This window comes from Streptomyces sp. NPDC006925, from assembly GCF_042869575.1.
In the GTDB taxonomy this organism is placed as follows: domain Bacteria; phylum Actinomycetota; class Actinomycetes; order Streptomycetales; family Streptomycetaceae; genus Streptomyces.
Genome location: NZ_JBIAGB010000009.1, coordinates 1 through 19,421, shown reverse-complemented (window position 1 = coordinate 19,421; position 19,421 = coordinate 1). Strand labels below are relative to the sequence as shown.

Genomic DNA, 19,421 nt, shown 5'->3' with positions numbered 1-19,421 from the left:
CCACTGCCGATTTCCCGCGAACCCCGCAGGCACCGGACGTGAGTACTACGATTTTCCTGGTGTGTTGTACGTCACATCGAGAGTGCGACAGGTGGTCCGTGCGGGAGAACTGTGTGCCCCGCACGGGAGATGGGGGGCTTTTGTGCGCGAGATGACCAAGGGGATGAACGTAGGGCTCAGCTCGCTGAGCCCCCATGTCGGCTCGGTACTCGTCGGCCTGAGCTGGGTCAGCCCGACCGGGGACGGCGACGCGGACGTGTCCGTCCTGCTGCTGGACGCGAACGGCAAGGTACGCGGAGACAGCGACTTCTACTTCTACAACAACCCCGCCGCAGCCGACGGAAGTGTGCAACTTCTGGGCAAAACACCGACGGAGAACGGCGACGAGGACCGCATCAGCTTCGACCTGACCGCCGTCCCGCCGGGGATCGACCGCATCGTCGTCGCCGCGAGCCGCTACGGCGGCCGGAATTTCGGGGAGTTGGCGGACGTGGAGGTCACGCTGGCCGACGGGACCGGTGAGCGCCTCCTCCGCTTCGCCGTCGAGGACGCCGACACGGTCAGCGCGATCATCTTCGGCGAGCTGTACCGGCGCGGCGGAGAGTGGAAGTTCCGGGCCGTCGGCCAGGGGTACGACAGCGGACTGGCCGGACTGGCGACGGACTTCGGCGTCGACATCGAGGACGACGCCGATGAAGCGGAAGGCGCGGAAGGCGCTCGTGCCGAGGACGGCGAGGAGACACCCCAGGACGAGCCGGACACCGCCCGGACCGCCCAGACCGGGCAGACCGCCGCGGACGTGCACAGCAGCGCGAACGCAGGTGGGAACGTGGCTGGGATCGGTGTCAGGACCATGAACAGGACCGGGACCGGGACCGGGACCGGGACCGGGAACGGGACCGGGAACGGGACCGGGACCGGGACCGGGACCGGGACCGGGACCGGGAACGGGAACGGGACCGGCAACGAGACCGGGGGCGGAGCTGCGCAGGCCGGCGCTCCGGCTCCGGGGACGACGCCCGGCCCGGTACCGGCACCGCGCGCATCCGGCGACAACGTCACACCGCCCGCGCGCGCGACCCGCCCCCGTACCGCGAAGAAGAAGGTCACCCTGCCCCGGGCGGACCGGAAGGCGCTGGCGGAGAACGAGTCCTGGCGGCCGTCCCGGCTGGTACCGGTCCCGACGCTCAAGAGCGACCGGGACCGCGAGGTGCGGGCCACCTCGGTGCTGCTGTCGGTGATGGCCCAGGTGCCGGAGTTCGGCAGGAGGCTCACAGCCGCCTTCGGGGCCCCCGCGGGACGCATGGAGACCTACACCGAAGTCGTCCTCCCGCACGGCGAGGCACCGCGCCGCCCGGACGGGGTGATCCGCGTCGAGCGGGCCGGCAAGCTGTGGACCGCCCTCGTCGAGACCAAGACCAACGGAAGCGCCCTCAAGCCCGACCAGGTGCAGGCCTACATGGACATCGCCGCACGCCGCGGCTACGAGGCAGTGATCACGGTGTCCAACGATGTCGCGCTGGAGGGCAGCCCGCTCGTCGACGTCAAGATCGACGGACGGCGCAAGCACCGCGTGGCTCTCCGGCACCTGTCCTGGGCCGAAGTCACCTATCAGGCGCAGCTGCTGATCCGGCACGAGGGCGTCGGGGACAAGGCGCACGCCTGGCTGCTTCAGGAACTGCTGCACTATCTGCAGCACGAGAACTCCGGCTGCCACGGCTTCCAGAACATGGGCGCGGCCTGGGTCCCCGTACGCAACGGGATCAACGACGAAACCCTGTGCGAAGGTGATCCTCGCGCCCTGGACGTGGTCGAGAGCTGGGAGCGGCTCGTCCGCCAACTGTGCCTCGGCCTCGGCGGCGAACTCGGGCAGAAGGTGCTGCCCGTCCACCGGTCCAAGCGCGGTGCCGACCCCGCCGCACGCCGCAGCCGCCTGGCCGACCGGCTCTGCCGCGAGGGGCTGCTCCAGGCGGAGTTCCGGATCGACGGCGCGCCCGGGATCCTGGCGCTCAACGCGGATCTGCGCACAGGCAAGCTGCGCACCTCCATCGAGATCCCGCCCCCCGAGGGGGGCTACCCCCTCAGCAGGGCGAAGCGGCTGCTCCGCCGGCTGGCCGAGGCCCCGGCGGATCTCCACGTCGAAACACTGCTCGAAGGCGGGGCAGGCGGTCCGCGGGGCACGCTGGAGCGGCTGCGGCCGGAACCGGCGGACATGCTCCCGAAGGGCGACAACCCGATCGCCGGCTTCCGGCTGTCGCTGTTCAAAAGCATGGGGAACAGCCGGGGCAACGCCGAATCCGGCTTCATCCGCAGTGTCGACGACGCGGTGCACCGCTTCTACACGGCCGTGGTGGTGCACCTCGATCAGCCGTAACCCCTCGTCGGTCTCCGCAGGCAACGGGGACCGATGGAATCAGGCCGTCGAAACGGCTGCACGACCCGGCCGCAAGTCCCCGTCGGGACGGCGTACACCCGCCGCACGCACGTCGTACGGCCCTCCGGGTGGGCGTGCCACGCACGTCCACCCGGGTTCACGAGGAGTGGCCGAATGACAGCGTCGGGGCGGACCGGTCCTGTACCGGACAGGTGAGACGCCGCTATGGTGAAGTACCGCCATACACATTGCGGAGAAGAACGAGAGGAGGAATCCGTGCTGTCCCGAGAGAAGAGCTGGAATGCCACAGGCATCCCGCGGTTCGGTGTACACCGTGACCGGCGAGAAGCTGCTGGAAAGGCCGGATCCTCCAGCTTCTCCGCGCGAGGAGCAGTTTTCCTTTCGTTGTGAATCGCAGAGTGCGCGCCCGGCCCGTGCGCGGTAAGGCGAGCGCGATGTATCTCGATCTCATGGAAGCCCTCGGCACCTTCCTCGGCGGTCTCGGCGCCTTTCTCGCCGCCACGACCCAACTGCTGAACACCTTGCAGAAGAAGGGCGAGGAGGAGCGGGGCGCCGGCAGCGGCAACGACGCACCGGTCGACTGGGAAATCCCCCCGGCACTGACCCTCCACCTGGCCACCGCGGCGTGATCCGCTCCCCCTGACCTCGCCCTCGAGAGACGCCACCCCGCACCACGCGTCCTCGGGACGGCCCCACCGCGGGTCGGCACGGCAGGCCGGGCCGAACAGCCACGTCAGGCCGCACGCACTGCACTTCGGCGTTGCCGGGCAACGCACGCGCAAAGCACCGGCACCGGCACCGGGGGAGGAGCCCTACGCTCCTCCCCCTGCTGCCGATATCCGAGGCCCGGTATCCGAGGCCCGGTATCCGAGGCCCGAGGCTGAACGTCGGACATCGGATGTCCGACCCCCACATGCCGCGCAGTGCCCACGCACCCAAAGCGCGCGACACACCCCACGTCGAACGCGAAAACCTCCGCACCGTCCCACTCCCAGCCCGAGCACTGGTCACAGAATGGCCACCTCTCACCCAAGTTCTCCACAGACTGCATCGCAGAGCACTACGGTCACTCCACCCGAAACACACTTGGGGGACGAGATGACCAATCCGTACACCGCTCCCATACCTCCGGCTCCCCGCCCGCCCGACACCCGCCCGCTCCACAAGCGGGTGCTCGTATGGGTCGGAGGCGTGGCCCTCTTCGTCGTGGGCGTGGGCATCGGCGCCACCGGCGAGGACGGACAGCAGCCGGTCGGCGACGAGGCGAAGCCCGCGACGACCGTCACCGCGACCCGGACGGCGACGCCCGAACCCGCGCCCACGGTCACCGAGACGGTCAAGGCCAAGGCGAAACCCCGCCCCACGGTGACCGTCACCACGACCGCAGCCGCGAAAGCGGCCGACGACGGAGACGGCGGAACCGGCGGCAACAGCAGCAGTGACACCAGCAGCGGCCAGGACAGCTCGGGCACCTGCTCGATCGTCTCCAGCGCGGGGAACTGCTACTCGGCGGGCCAGTTCTGCCGCAACAGCGACCACGGCGCCACCACCTCCACCGCGAGCGGCCGGGCGATCACGTGCGCCTCCCGCTCGGGCTCCTGGCGCTGGACGTACAACTGACGTCGACTCAGTCCAACGCGGACACGGCATCGCGGTCGTCGCCCCACTCGCCCAGCTCACTCCGCTCGCCCCGCTCGCCCCGCTCGCCCCGCTCAGCCTGCTCGGCTCGTGCGGGCGGGCCGGAGCGGCGCAGGACGAGCAGCGCGACGAGGACCGCGGCGGCCAACAGCCCAGCGCCGACGCGCAGGCCGAGCGCGTACCCCGCGTCGAGCGCCTCGGGGGTGACGGCCCCGCCGGTGCGGTGCTGGGCCGCGGTGCCCAGTACGGCCAGTCCGAGGGAGGCACCGATCTGGCGGGAGCTGTTGAGCAGGCCGGACGCGGTACCGACCTCATGCGCGGCCACCCCCGCGGTGGCCGTGGAGACGACGGGCCCCAGGCAGAGACCGAAGCCGGCACCGGCGACGACCGACGGCCCGAGGACATCGGTGACGAAGGCCCCGTCGGCGCTGATCAGGCCGAACCAGGCGAACCCCGCCGCGGTCAGCGTCCCGCCGGCGACCAGCAGGGTGCGGGGCGCGACGCGGTAGCCCAGGGCGATGGCGAGCACCGACCCGGCGATCACCGCGAGGGCGAAGGGCAGGAACATCACCCCGGTCAGCGCCGGACCGTTCCCGAGGACCTGCTGGAGGTAGAGGGAGACGAAGTAGAAGGAAGCGGCCATCGCCGCACCCACCAGAAGGTTGTAGGCGTTCGCACCCGCGACCGACCGGTTGGCGAACAGGCCCAGCCGGACCAGCGGTTCGCGTGCCGTGGTCCGCTCGACGTGGAGGAACGCCGCCAGCAGCACGGCGGCGGCCGCCAGCGTCGCCAGGGTGACCGGTGAGCCCCAGGCGTACCGGTCGGTCCGGACGATGCCGAACACCAGCAGCGTCGTTCCCGCCGTCGCCAGGACGGCACCGAGCACGTCCGGACGGCCGCGGGAGGTCGGCGCGCTGTCGGCGACGCCGCGCCAGGCCAGTGCCAGCGCGCAGGCGGCCATCGGTACGTTCACGAACATCACCCAGCGCCAGTCGGCGTACTCGGTGAGCAGCCCGCCCATCAGGACCCCCATGGCACCGCCCGCGGCGTTCATCGCACTCCACACACCGAAGGCCCGGACCCGCGCCCGGCCCTCGGGGAACGTCTCGGCCAGCACCGCCAGCGCGGCCGGCGCCAACGCGGCGGCCCCGACGCCCTGCGCGGCCCGGGCGGCGACGAGGTGACCGGGCTCCTGGGCCAGGCCCCCGACCAGCGAGGCGAGGCCGAACAGACCCAGCCCGAGCAGCAGGATCCGCTTGCGGCCGTACCGGTCCGCGGTCCTGCCGCCCAGGAGCAGCAGCCCGCCGAAGGTGAGGGCGTAGGCGTGGATGACCCAGGTCAGGCCCGCATCGCTGAAGCCGAGGCCCTCGGCAATCTTCGGGAGTCCGACATTCACGACCGACAGGTCCAGCGACACCATGAACTGCACGACAGCCACCGCGGCAAGCGTCATGCCGGGGCGGGCGGTTGAGCCCTTCGTCATCGCGGTCTCCGTTCCCGGCGGGGCTCGCGGCCGGGCCGATTCGACTTTCCGAACATGTTCCGAAAGTAGCACCGAACCGCCCGCCGCGCACGCGAAGAGTTTCGGAAGCGGCCCGGATCCGCGGCCGGCGACGAGCCGCCGCGCTCAGCGCGGCACGCGAGAAACGCCCTCGTCCACGACAGAGGCGCCGCCCCCGCCCCGACAGACAGGACGGCATCATGGGGCGATGCCCCGCCCCCCCGAACCGTCCGAGCCGGCCGAGTCGCCCGAGACCCGCGAGACGTCCCAGACCCGCAAGACGCCCCAGACCCGCAAGACGCCCCAGACCCGCAAGACGCCCGAGACCCGCGAGACACGTGAGACATCCAAGACCCGCGAGACATCCGACGCGGGTGAGTCACCCGCACCGAGACCGCCGGGCGGTGCCGTTCGCACCGACAGTCGCACCGGCCCTGCCAGGGACACCGGACACACCGGACACACCGGACGCACCGGACACACCGGCCGCACCGGCCGCCCGCGGCTGACCTCCCGCGCGGAGATCCTGGCGGCGGCCCGCCGGCTCATCGACCGGGACGGCTGGGGGAAACTGACCATCCGCCGCCTGGCCGCCGAACTCGGCATCGGCGCGACGACCCTGTACCACCACATCCGGAACAAGGACGAACTGCTCGTCCTCCTGCTCAACCACCACGTCGACCAGATCGCACGCCCGCAACTGCCCGACGAGCCGCACGACCGCGTCGTCGCGGCCGCCACCGCCCTGCACGACGCCCTCGCCGACTGGCCCTGGGCCGCGGAGATCCTCACCGCCGACGGATTCGTCGGCCTGCTCGACGCATCGGCCCTGTGGATGGTCGAAGCCATCGTCGCCGGAGCCGAGGACTGCGGCTGCACACCCGCCCAGGCCGTCGATGTCTTCCGCGACCTCTGGTACTACACCGTCGGCGAGATCCTCGTCCGCGCCCACTCGGCGCGCCGACCGGCCGACGACGCACACCCCGCCCCCCGCGGCGCCTCCTTCAGCGACCTCGACGCCACGCAGGTACCCCGCCTCGCCGCCATCGGCGACCGGTGGCCGGAGCTTGCCGCACACGACACCTACCCACGGGGGCTCCGCGCCTTCGCCGACGCGCTCCTCCCCCACACCCCGCCGACCGCACCCCGAACCACCGCCTGAGCCCGCGCACCCAGCCGGTACGCGGCACAGAACACGCGCACACGCACACGACAAGCACCAGTGCGTCGCCGCGACACTCCTCGGATGCGCGACGCTTCCGCGCCGATCGGGGATGAACCCGCGCGCGCCGGGTACGGCGTCGCGCACAGCGGCAACCGCCCGAGGCCATGCATCCGGACGGGGCGCTGCTGACGGCCCGTCTACGCACCGCCGGGGGACGACATGGACGAGAGCAACTTCCTGCGCGAGCGACTTCGCTGGGCACTCCGCGCAGGCGGCGCCCTCACGACCTTCGGCGTCGTAGGGGCAGTACTGTCCGCCCTGTTCGGCGCTCCGGACGTGGTGACCTGGCCCCTGGCGGCCGGTGCGGCCGTCGTCGGCTGGCACGGCGGCAACCAGTTGATGCAGCGCTACGAAGGCCGCCGGTGACGCGGCAGCAACAGGCGGCATCCAAACCGGTGTTGCCGGCCCGACATCCGAGTTGCGGGCGGGCGACCTCCCCCGAAAAAGCGGTGGAACGAGCCCTCCGGGTACCGCTACCGTGCTATCGCCTTTGTCGCCTCACCGAGGACGTGCCCTTGTACACCAAGTGAGACCCCCCGAGTGCTGATCTGTCGCGCGTCGCGCCTGTGCGCCGCGCTGCTTTCCGCTGCGGACTTCTCACTGAAACCGGTGTACTGCTGTGCAAACGACCTGGGTGGTCGTTCCCACCTGCCTGCCCGAAATCCTCCGCCGTTGTCATGTCTGCGCCTCCGAGCGCTTCCGGACGAGCGGCAAATTCCGCGTCAACGCGAACCACAAACTCCTCGACGCCTGGCTCCTCGCCCTGTGCAACGGCTGCGCGGAGACCACCAAGCTCACCGTCCTGGAACGGATCAACGTCCGCTCCATCCGACCCGAACTGCTGGACCGCCTCCACGGCAACGACCCCGGCCTGGCAGCCGAACTGCTCCAGGACCCGACCGTACGGCGCCGCAACCGCATCGCCCTCGACTGGCGCAACGCCTGGCGACTGGAGACCGCCGGACCGACGCCGCCGGACACCGGGGACGTGCCGGGAAGGAGGGCACCGGCAGACGAGGCGGCGACCCTGCCGGAAGGCGAGACGCTCGAAGTCTCGGTCCGCTTCGCGGCACGGATACCCGTCCGCCCGGTACGCCTGATCGCTGACGGCTTCGGCCTCTCACGGGCCGAGGTGGAGAGACTGATCGCCGAGGGGAGCCTCGTCTCGACGGTCCGCCTGAGCGGCAAGCTCTCCGCCGACTTCACCTTCACGTTCAAACGCTGAACCGGGCCCCACCGGTAGGTCCGGCCCGTCGCGACGGGCCGGACCTACCCGGACTCCACGATCGACTTGAGCCGCGCGAGATCGGCGGCAACGGTGTCCGCGTCCCGCTCGAAGTCGACATCGCTCATCTCCGGCCGACGACGCAACGTGAACACCACCTCGCTCCCGGCACCATGGGCGATCACGCGCACCGGGTTGTAGACGGTCTCCCCCGAAGGCAACGTCACATCGTGATCCAGCACGCCCAACTCATTACGCGGCGCGAAGGTGACCACCACCCGCCCCATCGGCGACGACTCCGCGACCCACCCCTCGTCCCCCTGCTCGATGGAATCCCCCAGCCCATGGGCCCACACGGGCAGATTCACCGGGTTCGACGCATAGGCATAGACCTCGCCGAGGGGCCGATCGACATAGACGCTCACATGGCGTGATGCGGTGACTTCGCTGCTCATGGAACGACGGTAGCCCTCCGCCCGCCCCACCTTCTTGAACGAATCGGCCGTGCCGCGCTCAGCCGCACCGCGGTGGTACGGCACGCCGCGGATAACTGACCTGCCCCCGGAAACCGTTCGATCCGGCCGTGGACCCAGTTCCTCCGCACCGGTCTCGCGTCCACCGGGTCGCCGTCCGCCGCGTCCCGGTGCTCCGCGACATCACAGACGTAAAGAACCAGCGAAGCACCGCGCCAAGCCCACCAACCTCCCGTAACCCACAGGAGTGAAGAGAGTGAACTCGGCTCGCTTTCCTGCCCGTTCGCCGGCATAGGCTCCAGTCGAGCACCCGCTCCCTCCGTACGACGTCGAAACGGCGGCCGCACACGAACCGCACGTCAATCGCACGACGACCGCACGACGACCGCACGACGACCGCACGACGACCGCACGACGACCGCACGACGACCGCACACATGCAACGGCCCCCGGCCGGGACTGCAATCCCGATCGAGGGCCTGACCACCGAGGAAGAAGAGACCTTCCCCATGGCTGTCCAGCAGCTTAACGCGGCTGCGCCCGCGCGCCCGCCCTCTCGCCCGTATCGACGTTGCACCTCCGCCAAGACCGCACCGGCCCCAGCCCGGCCCGGCGTCGTCCACGTGAAGTACCGGCACCGCGCTCTCCCGGCACCGAAACGACCCCTCCCGGAACCGCGCACCCCCGATCCCGTACGGCAAGGCACCGCGGCCGCGCTTCTCGCCGGGCTCCGCCGGGACGATGACCGTCTGCTGCTCTCCGAGCGGGACGTGGCCCGCCTCACCCCCGCCGTCGGCGCCTGGTTGGAGCGCGGCACCGGACCGGAGGCCGTGCGTCGCACCCTCACGGCGCACCTCCCCGCCGGGCCGCTCCGCCGTCCGGCCGCCCTCATCTCCCACCGCCTCACCGTCCAGCTGCCGGCGCCGCTGCCCGAGGCCCGCCCGCCCCCGGACCGCCGCCCGGACCCGTTCCAGGAGTGCCCCCGAACTGCTGGCACACACGGGTACCCCGGACGTCGAGGACGTGGCAGAGGGGGTACTGCGGCACCCGGACGTCATGGTGATCGCCGAGGCCGACATGGAAGTGGAGGGTTCTTTCGACCCCCATTCCGTCCTGGCCGCCATCGAGGTCGTTTCGCGCTCCAACCCGGACAACGACTGGACGAGCAAGATGCGGGACCATCCGCTGCTCGGCGTCCCGATCTATGTGATCTTCGATCCCCGAACCGGTGAAGGCGCGGTCTTCTCCGACATCCACACCACCCCGCGGGTTCCCGCTACGCCACCCGCAAGGACTTCCTCTACGGGGAGGCGGTCACGATCGGCGAATGGACCATCTCCACGGACGGACTCCCCCGCTACGCGCCCTGGCCGCACGGGAGAGCTGGAGACGCTGACCGGACACCCCGTGCGGCACCGCTATACCCTGCCCGGCGAATCGAGTGGACTGCCACCAGCAGACGCGATGCTCGTGGCCCCGCTGACGACGACGAGCGCCTGCAAGTGGTCAGCGGGGATCACCGACACCGTGGCACCGCAGTGACTGATCGGTCCGCAGCCGGATGGAGTTCCGCGACGGTCCGGATCTCCGCTTCAGCGGGTTGCCGCTCGTGAGATCGAATATTCCGGCCTCGCCGCAGAAGGAGCTGACTCTCCGCTGCAGTCTTCCTGTCCCTACTGTCCGCGGGCCGGTTGGTTGGCGATCAGCAAGGTCGTGCCCGCCGGACGGAATCCCAGGCGCGCGTAGATGCGGGCGACTGCCTCTTCTGCGTAGGCGAGGAAGATGGTGCGCACGCCGTGCTCGCGGGCGTGGGCGACCAGGGCTGCCATGACGGCAGCACCGAGGCCCTGGCGGCGAGCGACGGGAAGGGTACCGATCCCGCCTATCTCAGTGGCGTTCTCCGCGGGGTGATAGTGACCGGCGGCAAGCGGGGTGCCGTCTGGGGCGAAGGCCGCGACGAGGATTTTGTGTCCGGCTCGGAGCGAGGGCTGGAACGTCGCCACCGTGCCGCCCGCAGTGATGCGTTCGGCCGCTTCCTCCAGTTCCGCGCGGCCAGCGGGACCCACAGCCGTGCCCTCGTCCGCGAACGCCAACTCGGGAAGGGCGAGTACGGCCGGCAGCGCCGGATCGTCGGCGTCCAGAGACCGGACAGTGACTCCAGGGGGGACGGGCTGCGGGAACATCTGATGCTGTGGGTCGAGGACCATCAGCGGACGTTCGGCCACAGGGAGCCCCGCTCCCACGAGACGACCGCGTAGCGACGGCGTCACCTCGGCGAGCCACTCGAAGCATTCCGGCACGTCGAGTTCACGTTGGCGAGCACGGACCAAGGCGATGTCATCAGCGGTGGGCGTCGCGGCCCCCGTGATCGGGCGGGCGTGGTTCGGACCCCCGTAGTACGGGCTTCCCGTTTCCTTGCGGACGAAGAGGCACAGACTGCCGAACGCCTCCGTCTCCGAAAACAGCAGCGGCACGGTCGCGTAGTACCGCTCGATACAGTCACGCAGAGAGGACTCACCCATGCAGCGCATCCCACCACAGAGAGCTGATGCACCGCTCCTGAAAAACCTCCGCCTCGTCGAGTGCGTGGAATTGGGGCCATCCCGGGGGCGCGGGGAGCACAGTTGGTGACACTGCCCTTGGCTGGTGCGAGCCTGTCCACCAGGTGGCGCCGACGGCTACTGACGTTTGGTGCTCGCGTCCTGGCAGCGCGGTGAACGGCATCGGCTGTCGGATCGCGGCCCTCAGGTTTCGTACGCCCGACACTCATCGTTCCGGGCGCCCATCGCGCCAGTCGGCCCTGTCAGCCGCGCTGTATGCCGCTGGTGTCCAGTAATAGTCCCCGCCTCCCATCCTCAGATTGCGCCACAAGTGCGTGACCACGTCGACCTACAGCCAGATACCAGACGCCCGGTACAAGCTCCGTCACCGGATCCAGCGAACCGTCTTCCCTTGCAATCCAGCGCGCCACCGGAACAGCAAACCAAAACGGCGAGAAATCCCGATCTGGATCTGCCGCGAGAGCACGGGCGAGCTGGTCGGCATCAAATTCGGCGACATCTGCCAACGAGTACTTGACGCCCCCGCCAATGTCAGCGCGCTGTATGCCGCTGGTGTCCAGTAATAGTCCCCGCCTCCCATCCTCAGATTGCGCCACAAGTGCGTGACCACGTTGGCCTACAGCCAGATACCAGACGCCCGGTACAAGCTCCGTCACCGGATCCAGCGAACCGTCTTCCCTTGCCATCCAGCGCGCCACCGGAACAGCAAACCAAAACGGCGAGAAATCCCGATCTAGATCTGCCGCGAGAGCACGGGCGAGCTGGTCGGCATCAAGCAGGGTCTGCCTGATGCCGTTCTCCGCACTACTCTGCGGCGCGCCTCGTGCTTCGTCGACGACAGTTCCCACGTGGTACGTCTCGGGCTCCTTCTGCCAGGCTACGAAGCTCGCTTCGTTGGGTATCAGGGGCGTACGGGATACCGCCCGGTTCCGGGCGATCGCAATCAGCCCTCCGGTATTCGGGTGTGAGTAGTTGAGGTGCAGGAAATCCCGGTGAGAACGATCATGGTCGTCTAGCACACGTGATCGGTCTGGTGCGGGGGTTCGGAGGAAGATCCTCGATCGCTGCCGGGGCATGGCTACCGTCCGCCGCATGCCGGTGGAATTCTTAACTGATGAGCAGGCCGAGGCGTACGGGACGTTCACCGAGGTGCCCACGCGTCCGGAGCTGGAGCGGTTCTTCTTCCTCGATGATGACGACCGCGATCTGATCGCGCTGCGTCGTACGGACGCACATCGACTGGGCATGGCCTTGCAGATCTGCGCGGTCCGCTACATCGGACGGTTCCTGGGTGAGGACCCGCTCGCGGTGCCGTGGGAGGCCGTGGAGTACCTGGCGGGGCAGCTCGGCATCGCGGACGCCTCGTGCGTGAAGCGGTACCCGGAGCGCCGGTCGACGGTGTACGAGCACGCGGCGGAGATCCAGAAGCGGTTCAAGTACCGGGACTTCACCGATCGGAAGTGGGGTCGGGAGTTCCGCGGCTTCCTGTACGGGCGGGCGTGGACGCATGCCGAGGGGCCGGTGGCGCTGTTCAATCACGCGGTGACGTGGCTGCGGAAGAACCGGGTGTTGCTGCCCGGCGTTTCGGTGCTGGCCCGGCAGGTGTCGGAGGCCCGCACGGTTACCGAGCGGCGCCTGTACGAAGCGGTGGCCCGCGCCGCGTCCCGAGCCGATCCCGCGCTCGCGCCGGCGCTGGCTGAGCTGCTGGTGGTGCCGGAGGGCAAGCGGGTCTCGGAGCTGGAGAGGCTGCGTACTCCGCCGACGAAGTCGACGGGAACCGCGATGGTGCGGGCCATGGAGCGGGTGGAGGAGATCTCGGCGTTCGCGCTGGGGCGGGTGAACCTGTCGAGGGTGCCGGTGAACCGGCTGTCCACGCTGGCCCGGTACGGGCAGCTGAGCAAGGCGCAGACGATCGAGCGGGCGCCGGAGCCGCGGCGCACCGCGCTGCTGACGGCGGTGGTGCGCCAGCTGGAGGCGCAGGCAGTCGATGACGCGCTGGACCTGTTCGCGGTGCTGATGGCGAACCGGCTGATCAGCCCGGCCCGCAGGGCGTCGGACCGGGACCGGCTGGCGATGCTGCCGCAGCTGGAGAAGGCGGCGCGCATCCTGGCGAAGGCGTCGAAGATCCTCGCTGAGGAGCTGGACCTGGTCGCCGAGGCGGGCACGGATCTGGACGTGGCCGCGCTGTGGGCGGCGGTGGAGGAGGCGGTGCCGCGTACGGCGGTGTCCGGGGCGGTCGCGACCGTGGAAGCCCTGGTGCCGGAGGACGACGGGTCGGCCGAGGCGGCGATGCGCGAGAAGCTGGCCCTGCGCTACAACACGGTGCGCCCGTTCCTGTCGCTGCTGGGAGAGTCGGACGCGCTGGGTGCCGCTCCGGCCGGGCGGCGCATCCTGAAGGCGGTGCGCCGTCTGCCGGCGCTGTCGCGCCGCCGGGTCAAGGACCGGCCGCTGCTGCCCCGCGAGATCGACGCGGAGCTGGTGCCCGCGATGTGGAAGCGGGCGGTGTTCTCCAACGCCAAGCTGCCGCAGGGCGCGGTCGACCGCGACGCGTACGTGGTGTGCGTGTTGGAGCAGCTGCACCGTGCGCTGAACCGGCGGGACGTGTTCGCCTCGCCGTCGAACCGGTGGGCGGACCCGCGCGCCCGACTGCTGGACGGGCCGCGGTGGGAGGCGATGCGCGCGGACGTGCTGGCGGGCCTGTCCCTGACCGAGGACGCCGACCAGCACCTGGCCCAGCTCACGCGGGGGCTGGATGCGGCGTGGCGGCAGATGGCCGACCGTCTTCAGGAGGCCGGCGACGACGCGAAGGTGGAGATCGTCGTCCCCGAGGGCGGCGGACGCGCCCGCCTGTCGGTGGACAAGCTCGGCGCGGTGGGCGAGCCGGAGTCGCTGACCTGGCTGAAGAACACCACGGATGCGATGCTCCCCAGGATCGAGCTGCCGGACCTGCTGTTCGAGGTCCACTCCTGGACCGGGTTCCTCGACGCCTTCGGCCACGTCTCCGAACGGCGCACCCGCATGGAGGGCCTGCTCGTCTCCCTGGTCGCCCTGCTCGTCTCGCAGAGCTGCAACATCGGCCTGACCCCGGTCATCGACACGGAGAACAAGGCGCTGACCCGCTCGCGCCTGTCCCACGTCGACCAGAACTACGTGCGCGCCGACACCATCGCCGCGGCGAACGCCGCGCTCATCACCGCCCAGTCCCGGATCGAGCTGGCCCAGATGTGGGGCGGCGGACTGCTCGCCTCCGTCGACGGCCTGCGCTTCGTCGTCCCCGTCAAGAGCATCAACACCGGTCCCTCGCCCAAGTACTACGGCTACAAACGCGGCGTGACCTGGCTCAACGCCGTCAACGACCAGGTCGCGGGGATCGGCGCGATGGTCGTGCGCGGCACTCCGCGCGACAGCCTCTACACCCTGGACACCCTGCTGAACCTCGACGGCGGGGTGAAGCCGGAGATGGTCGCGACCGACAACGCCTCGTACTCGGACATGGCCTTCGGCCTGTACAAGATGCTCGGCTTCCGCTTCGCCCCGCGCTTCCGCGACCTGGAAGACCAACGGTTCTGGCGGGCCGACCTCCCCGACGACGGGGAGACGCCGGCCGCCGGGTACGGGCCGCTGGAAGCCGTCGCCTGCAACAAGGTCAACCTCAAGCGGATCGCCACCCACTGGCCGGACATGCTGCGCGTCGCCGGATCGCTCATCACGAACCAGGTCCGCGCCTACGACCTGCTGCGCATGTTCGGCCGCGAGGGGCATCCCACCCCGCTCGGGGCCGCGTTCGCCGAGTACGGGCGCATCGACAAGACCATGCAACTGCTCGCGCTGGTCGACCCGGTCGACGACACCTACCGGCGGCTGATGAACCGGCAGCTGACTGTGCAGGAGTCCCGTCACCGTCTCGCCCGCGCGATCTGCCACGGCGGCCGGGGCCAGATCCGGCAGGCGTACCGCGAGGGCCAGGAGGACCAGTTGGCCAGTCTGGGTCTCGTGCTCAACGCCGTCGTGCTGTGGAACACCCGCTACCTGGACGCCGCCGTCGCCCAGCTCCGCGCCGAGGGCCACGACATCAAGGACGAGGACGTCGCCCGGCTCTCCCCGCTCAAGGACCGGCACATCAACTTCCTGGGCCGCTACCAGTTCAATATCCAAGCCACCAGCCCGAACGCGGGCCTGCGCCCATTTCGCGACCCAAATACCCCCGAGAACACCGACGACTTGGAGTAGACAACAGGCGCGTCGTCCAGCCAGAACTAACCAGCGACACCCGACTGATGCCCTTTGTCATCACGCCTCTTACCGAGAGGCGAATGCTTGCTGCCGTCACCGTGTACCTTTTCTGCCTGCCCGGGAACGGCGACGGTCCTTCGCATCGAACACCGCCAAGGAGCGCGCCCCAGACAAAAGTGCTCGCTCCAAAGGGCGCAGGAGTGTGTCCTCCAGACCTCCCAGCGCTTCGGCAAGCTCCTCCGAAACATCCCGGGTGATCTCCTCCGCCACAACATCTACCGGAGCGCGGGGGCCCAGCTTGCTGACCACGGCGGCCGCGCGAGCGGGGGTAAGGAGCGCCGAGGCATGGGCCAGAAGCCAGGCAGGAACTCCGGCTGCTCCCTGCGGCGGCGACAGATAGGGACGTGCGCCGTCGAACCGCTCGTCCTCCGCGAAAGACTTTTGCTTCACCTTGACCACAGGACGCATGCCCGCACCTGCGGAATCCGCCTCCGGCCATTCGCCGGCCGGCTTGAGGACATAGCCTTCGGCAAGATTGTCCGCCAGCTCGGGCAATTCAAAGAGGGCTGGGACTCTTGTGGGGAAGGCACACGGCAGCTCCTGGAGCTTATTCAGCGCGCCGTGCCCTAGAGCAGGAGGACAGATGAGCCCTGCAGCGGCTGCGCCGTCACGCAGAGCACGGTCAGAGATCCAGCAGCGTCCCTCGGCTGTCTCGACTGATGCGTCGAACGGCAGCCACTGCAGGCCCGGCGCGTACCACACGCCTGTCTGTACTGGGTCCGCCCCGGCAATCGCGGGAACATCGGGGTGTGGGTAGCTTCCACCGGCCAGCTCACCGTAGATCGTCACCACCGCAGCGTCGCCCCATGCACTGTGCAGTGCGGAAGCGAAACGGGCCGCCGCTACCGATAGCACCGGCCAGATCCTGCTCACGCCGAAGAAACCATCCAGCGCATCGTCACCCAGCAGCTCACGCCGCTTCGCCGGATGAACCCCCGTTTCATCACACACCACCGCAAAGTGCGCTCCATGTACCTTTTCCACGGCCACCCACTCCCGGCCCCCGGACACGCCAAGCCCTCCCCTTGCAGAGATCTTGGGATATGGCCGTAGCGCGGGGCCCGCAGATGCAGCATCGAACATGAGGAGGATCATCGCTGCCTGCCCAGCACCGGGCAACCAGATTCACCGCGGCAACTCCGGCCTTCAATAAACCTTCGTTTTCTGAAGATCGCCCGGCGGGATCTCCCGAACCCCGCGGAGCCTTCAAAAACCCCTTCAAAAACCTGGGTCATTCAAGAACCCCGGACCACCGTTTTCTGACATGATCCGGGGCCATGACCGCCCTCGAACCGGCCGCCGGGCCGGACCTCCTTGTCGCCGAACCCCTCGTCCGCAACGAGATCAAGATCGGGTACGCCCGGGTGTCGACCGGCGGGCAGAAACTGGAGCGGCAGCTCGACGCGCTCACCTCCGCCGGGTGCCGGAAGATCTTCGCCGACAAGAAGTCCGGCAAGAACGCGCTCCGCCCCGAACTGAAAGCGTGCCACGCCTTCCTCGACGCCGGCGACACCCTCGTCGTCCCCTCGCTCGACCGCTACGGCCGCAGCCTCCAGGACCTCATCAACATGGTCGCCGAACTCCGTGACCGCGGGATCGGCTTCACCTCGCTGCACGAGAACCTCGACACCACCACCCCCGGCGGCCGCCTCGTCTTCCACGTCTTCGCCGCCCTCGCCGAGTTCATCCGCGAACTCATCATCATCGGCACCAACGAGGGCCTCGCCGCCGCCCGCGCCCGCGGCCGCGTCGGCGGGCGCCCCAGCGTCGCCACCGAGGACGTCATCCGCGCCGCCCGCGACCTGCTGCCCGACCCCGGCCGCTCGATCACCTCGATCGCCAAGCTGCTCGGCGTCTCCCCGGGCACCCTGTACAACCACATTCCGGACCTGCGCGAACTGCGCTCAGGCGCCCTGCCCCGCCAGATCGAAGAGGGCCATCAGTGACTCGCTCCCGCACCGGCCACGGGCCCGACCAAGGCGCCCCAGGGCCCGGACCTAGGCTGGCCAGCGGACAAACCGGCACCGGCCGGGAACGAGAGGAGCAGGCAGGAATGAACGGCCCCGAGCGGGAGCTGGCCGAAGCCCAGCGCGCACACTGGCAGCTGACCTACGGCTCTCACCCCGGCATGTACGGGCAGGACCCCAGCGAGCCAGCCCGCCACGCCGCCGCCGTCTTCCGGGCGGCCGGGGCGCGACAGGTGCTGGAGCTGGGGGCCGGTCACGGACGCGACGCCCTGTTCTTCGCCCGCGAGGGCTTCACCGTGACGGCCACCGATTTCTCCGCCACCGGCCTGGAGCAACTCCAGCAGGCCGCCCGAGGCCAGGGGGTCACCGAACGGGCGAGCACGGTGGCGCACGACGTCCGCGAGCCACTGCCGCTCGCAGACGCCTCTGTCGATGGCGTCTTCGCCCACATGCTGCTGTGCATGGCCCTGTCCACCAAGGAAATCCAGGCAGCGGTCGACGAGATCCGCCGCGTACTGCGGCCCGGCGGCACCTTCGTCTACACCGTCCGGCACACCGGCGACGCGCACTACGGCACCGGCACCGCGCACGGCGACGACATCTACGAGCACGGCGGCTTCGCCGTGCACTTCTTCCCCCGCCACCTGGTCGACACCCTCGCCGACGGCTGGACCCTCGACGAGGTCCATGCCTTCGAGGAAGGCGAACTGCCCCGCCGCCTGTGGCGCGTCACCCAGACCCTGCCGCGATGACCACCGCGCCGACTCCCGCACCGGCCATGATCGTGGACGGCACCGGCCTGCTGTGCGTCACACTCCTGCTGCGCCTGCGCAAGCAGATCGACGGCGCGCCCCCGGGCACGGTCGTGCACGTCATCGCCACCGACCCGGCCGCGCCGCTCGACCTGCCTGCCTGGTGCCACATGACCGGGCACCACTACCTCGGCCCCGTCGCCGGCGAACAGCCGGTGTACGCCCTTCGCCTCACCTCGGACGCCCGCCCCACCATGCCTGATGCGCCCTGGCACGCGACCTGAAGCGGCCGCTCTCGAACCCTCGCGCTTCACCAAGATCAATCTCAGCGGCACTTCCTGTACCGCAACTACTCACGCCCGGTATTGCGGTTGCGTTGCTGCGGCAGCGGCCGGGACTTACTCACCAGGCACTGATGGAGATACCGGTACAGGGTATTCATGTCGAGAAGATCGGGGCCACCCACGATGCCCTCAGTCAGGGCCGCGACCAGTTCGCCGGTGAATGCGGTGTACTTTTCGCCGGGTGGAGACAGGGCAGGGCGGGTCTCGGCAGATGCCGTGAGCAGATAGGTGCCAGCCACCACGGCTTGGTCAGCGACTTGCATGCTCGCGCCCATCTCGCCAATCAGGGCACGTCCGCTGTAGCAGCAGTCGAGGATCACTATGGTTCGCTTGGCGCGTGCCAAGGGATCCAGGACGGCACGTCGAAGGTACTCGTACCGCATCGAGGTGTACTCACGCTCAGGATCCGAGTCCGGCAGAGTCAGATACAGCTCGTCGGTATGCGCATCCGTCAGACCGTGCCCCGCGTAGTACACCAGCAGAGTGTCCTGCGCCAGACGTGCCTGCTCGCGCACGGTGTCTAGCACTAGTCCGGCGCTGCCCGGCTGTTCGATTACCGTGCAGGCCTCGGGGGGCAGGCCCCATACCTCGGGATCCGTCAGTGCCTTCTTGAGCCCCACGAGGTTGCGCGCGACCGACGGCAGGTTCTCCAGTACGGCGTAGTCGTGGATGCCCACCAGCACGGCCGCCGAGGAGGCCGGGTCCGACAAAGCAACCACCGCTACTCACTGCCCCCGTCCGTGCGAGACGGGGCAGGCTCGGAACCCCTGCTCCATGCCCTCGTGATCCGCTCGATCGTCTCGGGAGAGCTGTCGTACACGCAGATCGCAACGCCATCCCGCTCGAGAGTCAGCTTAGGTGGGCGCGGACGGGAACTCCGCCAGGTCGCAATGGCTGTAATCAGCGCTCCCAGAGCGATGCTGTTGGCGAGGACGACGTTGATGACCTCTAGCCTCCGGCTTTCACGAGGCGTGGTGTCCGATGGGTGATCACATAAGCAGAAAGTGCCTCTGACCAGCGAGAATGTGGATTGTCGAGATCCCTGTT

At 69.5% G+C, this 19,421-nt stretch carries 17 protein-coding genes and 2 pseudogenes; 12 read left to right on the top strand and 7 right to left on the bottom strand.

Annotated features, from left to right (window positions below; genetic code table 11):
- Positions 1 to 151 precede the first annotated feature (151 nt).
- From ACFYNS_RS14660 to ACFYNS_RS14650, 3 genes are all read left to right on the top strand, one after another.
- Entirely contained in the window at positions 152 to 2,374 is a 2,223-nt protein-coding gene (locus ACFYNS_RS14660; protein WP_388603001.1) for a TerD family protein, read from the top strand.
- A 455-nt stretch (positions 2,375 to 2,829) separates the two neighbouring features.
- On the top strand, positions 2,830 to 3,024 hold the full coding sequence (locus tag ACFYNS_RS14655) for a hypothetical protein (protein WP_360292623.1): 195 nt from the start codon (positions 2,830 to 2,832) through the stop codon (positions 3,022 to 3,024).
- Between the two features lie 469 nt (positions 3,025 to 3,493).
- Positions 3,494 to 4,015 carry a hypothetical protein gene (locus ACFYNS_RS14650; protein ID WP_388603000.1) on the top strand — a complete coding sequence of 174 codons (522 nt, stop codon included), beginning with the start codon at positions 3,494 to 3,496 and terminating at the stop codon, positions 4,013 to 4,015.
- Between the two features lie 7 nt (positions 4,016 to 4,022).
- On the opposite strand, the gene ACFYNS_RS14645 is transcribed toward ACFYNS_RS14650, so the two are convergent.
- Positions 4,023 to 5,516 (bottom strand): MFS transporter, encoded by a 1,494-nt coding sequence (locus ACFYNS_RS14645; RefSeq protein ID WP_388602998.1) that lies wholly within the window; start codon positions 5,514 to 5,516, stop codon positions 4,023 to 4,025.
- Positions 5,517 to 6,039: 523 nt separating this feature from the next.
- Here ACFYNS_RS14645 and ACFYNS_RS14640 point away from each other — a divergent pair.
- The 3 genes from ACFYNS_RS14640 (at position 6,040) to ACFYNS_RS14630 (ending at position 7,984) form a co-directional block, all read left to right on the top strand.
- Entirely contained in the window at positions 6,040 to 6,696 is a 657-nt protein-coding gene (locus tag ACFYNS_RS14640; protein ID WP_388603261.1) for a TetR/AcrR family transcriptional regulator, read from the top strand.
- Between the two features lie 222 nt (positions 6,697 to 6,918).
- Positions 6,919 to 7,125: a hypothetical protein gene (locus ACFYNS_RS14635; protein WP_360292611.1), complete on the top strand. Its 207-nt coding sequence runs from the start codon at positions 6,919 to 6,921 to the stop codon at positions 7,123 to 7,125.
- Positions 7,126 to 7,378: 253 nt separating this feature from the next.
- Complete coding sequence (locus ACFYNS_RS14630) at positions 7,379 to 7,984, top strand: DUF1062 domain-containing protein (RefSeq protein ID WP_360292608.1); 606 nt, start codon at positions 7,379 to 7,381, stop codon at positions 7,982 to 7,984.
- A 44-nt stretch (positions 7,985 to 8,028) separates the two neighbouring features.
- Here the strand turns inward: ACFYNS_RS14630 and ACFYNS_RS14625 are convergent, their stop codons facing one another.
- Positions 8,029 to 8,439, bottom strand: coding sequence for an SRPBCC family protein (locus ACFYNS_RS14625; RefSeq protein ID WP_388602996.1), 411 nt, complete (start codon positions 8,437 to 8,439; stop codon positions 8,029 to 8,031).
- A gap of 969 nt (positions 8,440 to 9,408) precedes the next feature.
- On the opposite strand from ACFYNS_RS14625, the pseudogene ACFYNS_RS14620 reads away from it, so the two are divergent.
- Positions 9,409 to 9,821: pseudogene (locus ACFYNS_RS14620) on the top strand (Uma2 family endonuclease); the annotation flags it as partial.
- Positions 9,822 to 9,837: 16 nt separating this feature from the next.
- Positions 9,838 to 9,990 (top strand): annotated as a pseudogene (locus ACFYNS_RS14615) (flavoprotein); the annotation flags it as partial.
- Positions 9,991 to 10,130: 140 nt separating this feature from the next.
- Here the strand turns inward: ACFYNS_RS14615 and ACFYNS_RS14610 are convergent.
- Both ACFYNS_RS14610 and ACFYNS_RS14605 read right to left on the bottom strand, forming a co-directional pair.
- A complete protein-coding gene (locus ACFYNS_RS14610) occupies positions 10,131 to 10,979 on the bottom strand; it encodes a GNAT family N-acetyltransferase (RefSeq protein WP_360292602.1) in 849 nt (282 codons plus the stop codon).
- A gap of 281 nt (positions 10,980 to 11,260) precedes the next feature.
- On the bottom strand, positions 11,261 to 12,037 hold the full coding sequence (locus ACFYNS_RS14605; protein ID WP_388602993.1) for a hypothetical protein: 777 nt from the start codon (positions 12,035 to 12,037) through the stop codon (positions 11,261 to 11,263).
- Positions 12,038 to 12,110: 73 nt separating this feature from the next.
- On the opposite strand from ACFYNS_RS14605, the gene ACFYNS_RS14600 reads away from it, so the two are divergent.
- Entirely contained in the window at positions 12,111 to 15,248 is a 3,138-nt protein-coding gene (locus ACFYNS_RS14600) for a Tn3 family transposase (protein ID WP_388602990.1), read from the top strand.
- 96 nt (positions 15,249 to 15,344) lie between these two features.
- On the opposite strand, the gene ACFYNS_RS14595 is transcribed toward ACFYNS_RS14600, so the two are convergent.
- Positions 15,345 to 16,394, bottom strand: coding sequence for an RNA ligase family protein (locus ACFYNS_RS14595; RefSeq protein ID WP_388602987.1), 1,050 nt, complete (start codon positions 16,392 to 16,394; stop codon positions 15,345 to 15,347).
- A gap of 194 nt (positions 16,395 to 16,588) precedes the next feature.
- Between ACFYNS_RS14595 and ACFYNS_RS14590 the strand changes: the two genes are divergently transcribed.
- The 3 genes from ACFYNS_RS14590 to ACFYNS_RS14580 all read left to right on the top strand — a co-directional run bounded on the left by ACFYNS_RS14590 (position 16,589) and on the right by ACFYNS_RS14580 (position 18,314).
- A complete protein-coding gene (locus tag ACFYNS_RS14590; protein ID WP_388602985.1) occupies positions 16,589 to 17,257 on the top strand; it encodes a recombinase family protein in 669 nt (222 codons plus the stop codon).
- Positions 17,258 to 17,364: 107 nt separating this feature from the next.
- Positions 17,365 to 18,030 (top strand): class I SAM-dependent methyltransferase, encoded by a 666-nt coding sequence (locus tag ACFYNS_RS14585; protein ID WP_388602982.1) that lies wholly within the window; start codon positions 17,365 to 17,367, stop codon positions 18,028 to 18,030.
- Positions 18,027 to 18,314, top strand: a complete 288-nt coding sequence (locus tag ACFYNS_RS14580) for a sulfurtransferase TusA family protein (RefSeq protein ID WP_388602980.1) — start codon at positions 18,027 to 18,029, stop codon at positions 18,312 to 18,314. The genes ACFYNS_RS14585 and ACFYNS_RS14580 overlap by 4 nt, the downstream gene beginning before the upstream one ends.
- A gap of 65 nt (positions 18,315 to 18,379) precedes the next feature.
- Here the strand turns inward: ACFYNS_RS14580 and ACFYNS_RS14575 are convergent, their stop codons facing one another.
- Positions 18,380 to 19,093: a caspase domain-containing protein gene (locus ACFYNS_RS14575; protein WP_388602978.1), complete on the bottom strand. Its 714-nt coding sequence runs from the start codon at positions 19,091 to 19,093 to the stop codon at positions 18,380 to 18,382.
- 2 nt (positions 19,094 to 19,095) lie between these two features.
- The gene (locus tag ACFYNS_RS14570; protein ID WP_388603259.1) at positions 19,096 to 19,266 is read right to left on the bottom strand and encodes a hypothetical protein; all 171 of its coding nucleotides are present in this window, start codon (positions 19,264 to 19,266) and stop codon (positions 19,096 to 19,098) included.
- Positions 19,267 to 19,421 lie beyond the last annotated feature (155 nt).